The 2,294-nt window shown below is 68.6% G+C and carries 2 protein-coding genes and 1 pseudogene; 2 read left to right on the plus strand and 1 reads right to left on the minus strand.

The window, feature by feature from the left end; genetic code table 11:
• Positions 1-623: recombinase family protein (locus tag ABD151_RS19620; protein WP_343996539.1), on the minus strand; the 623-nt coding region annotated here is incomplete at its 3' end.
• Positions 624-660: 37 nt separating this feature from the next.
• On the opposite strand from ABD151_RS19620, the pseudogene ABD151_RS19625 reads away from it, so the two are divergent.
• A pseudogene (locus tag ABD151_RS19625) lies at positions 661-1,230 on the plus strand (DUF2461 domain-containing protein); the annotation flags it as partial.
• A gap of 22 nt (positions 1,231-1,252) precedes the next feature.
• A partial coding sequence (locus tag ABD151_RS19630; protein ID WP_343996540.1) for an ATP-binding cassette domain-containing protein occupies positions 1,253-2,294 on the plus strand: 1,042 nt, incomplete at its 3' end.

A 2,294-nucleotide genomic window follows, 5' to 3' on the forward strand; every position in this document is an offset into this window, starting at 1 on the left:
CAGGTCCGAGCGATCGACTTGAGTGCCTCTCCTGCAAGGAACGCTTCCGCACCTTCTCGGATCAGCTTCGCTTCCTCTCCGACTACCTCACCCTTGAGCGTGTACCCGAAGGCTCTGAACCCGGACTTCCACGGGATACCGGCCTCGCGACGAGCGAGGTTCGCACGCTTCTGTCGTGCAGCCTTGCGCTCCACTTCGGCACGAGCAACGGCGGCCAGGATGCGAGCAACCATCCGCCCGGTGTCGGTGGTGAGGTCCATGTCCCCCGTATAGGTCTTGATGCCCACCGAGTGGTGCTCGGCCAGCAGGATCAGGCGCTCAAGGTCGGTCATGTTCCGAGTCATGCGGTCGAGATGCCACGCCACGATCAGATCAACCTCACCCGCCTCGACCAAACGAAGCACCCGCTCCCATGCAGGTCGCTCAGCGTTACCACTGGCGGAGATCCCTTGATCCCTTTCGACAGCGACCACGTTCCACCTGTACGTGGCAGCGAGCGCACTGCAGTCCTGCTCTTGGCGTTCAGTCGATGACGCGCCCTCGGTGTCCCCATCGTCCTTTGATACACGGGTGTAGATCACTGCCCGAAGGCCCTCGCTGGCAGCGGAGGAGAGTGCGTTCATAGCCCAAAGTTACCGCCTTAAGTGACACAAGGCGAAGTCGTTCTGGGAGGCGCACAAGGACGTCTACGCCGAGGCGGTGAAGGCGCCGTTCCAGGCGCTGGCCGCCGAGCTCGAGCCCGAGTTCGGGGCGATGAAGGTGTTCCGCCCCTACCGCGACGTGCGCTTCGCCAAGGACAAGACCCCCTACAAGACCCACCAGGGCGCCTTCGTCGGCGTCGCTCCGGCGACGGGCTGGTACCTCGAGCTGTCGGCACGCGGCGTCCGGCTCGGCGGTGGCTTCTACGAGGCCAGCGCCCAGCGGCTGGCGGCCGTCCGCGCCGCGATCGACGACGAGCGCACCGGCGAGGAGCTCGCGAAGATCCTCAAGCGCCTGGCGAAGAAGGAGTGGGAGGTCGGCGGCGACAGGCTCAAGACCAAGCCCCGTGGCTACGACGTCGACCACCCCCGGATCGACCTGCTGCGACACCGCTCGCTCTTCGTGAACCGCTCGCTCGGCTTCGAGCCGGTGATCCACTCCCCCGAGCTCGTCGACGTCGTCCGCACCGGTTGGCGCGAGCTGCGCCCACTGGTGGAGTGGATCGCCGCCCGCACCGACACCCTGGAGTAGCGCGACACCTAGGATGGGCGCCGTGAGTGGCACCCTCGTAGCGAAGGACCTGGCCGGAGGGTTCGGCCACCGCACCCTGTTCGAGGGGCTGGACCTGACCGTCTCCCCCGGCGACGTCGTCGGCGTGGTCGGCGCGAACGGCGCCGGGAAGTCGACGCTGCTGCGGCTGCTCGCCGGCATCGACGCACCGCTCGACGGCATCGTCAGCACAGCACCCGCCGACGCGTTCGTGGGCTACCTCCCCCAGGAGCACGAGCGGATCGAGGGCGAGACCATCGCCGACTACATCGGGCGCCGGACCGGCGCGAGCGAGGCGACCCGTGCGATGGAGGAGAGCGCCGCCCTCCTGGGCAGTGACGTCCCCGGCGCCGACGACGCGTACGCCGTCGCCTTCGACCGCTGGATGGCCAGCGGAGCCGCCGACCTGGACGACCGGATCCCCTCGACCCTGGCCGAGCTCGGCCTCGAGGTCGGAGCCGAGGCGCTGATGACCGGGCTCTCCGGCGGCCAGGTGGCCCGCGTCGCGCTGGCCTCGCTGCTGCTGAGCCGCTTCGACGTCGTCCTGCTCGACGAGCCCACCAACGACCTCGACCTGGCCGGCTTGGAGCGCCTGGAGGCCTTCGTCACCAACCTGCGCGCCGGCGTCGTGCTGATCTCCCACGACCGTGAGTTCCTGGCCCGCTGCGTCACCCGGATGGTCGAGCTCGACCTCGCGCAGAACGAGATCACCGTCTACGACGGTGGCTACGAGGCGTTCCTCGCCGAGCGCGCCACCGCCAAGCGACACGCGCGCGAGGCGTACGAGGAGTTCGCCGACAAGAAGGCCGACCTGGTCGCGCGGGCCCGCACCCAGCGCGAGTGGAGCTCGCAGGGCGTGCGCAACGCGATGAAGAAGAACCCCGACAACGACAAGGTGCGCCGCCGGGCACAGAGCGAGTCCAGCGAGAAGCAGGCGCAGAAGGTGCGCCAGATGGAGTCGCGGATCGCCCGCCTGGAGGAGGTCGCCGAGCCGCGCAAGGAATGGGTGCTGCAGTTCGAGATCGCCGCAGCCCCGCGCGGATCGA

The organism is Nocardioides dubius, assembly GCF_039528155.1.
Lineage (GTDB): Bacteria > Actinomycetota > Actinomycetes > Propionibacteriales > Nocardioidaceae > Nocardioides > Nocardioides dubius.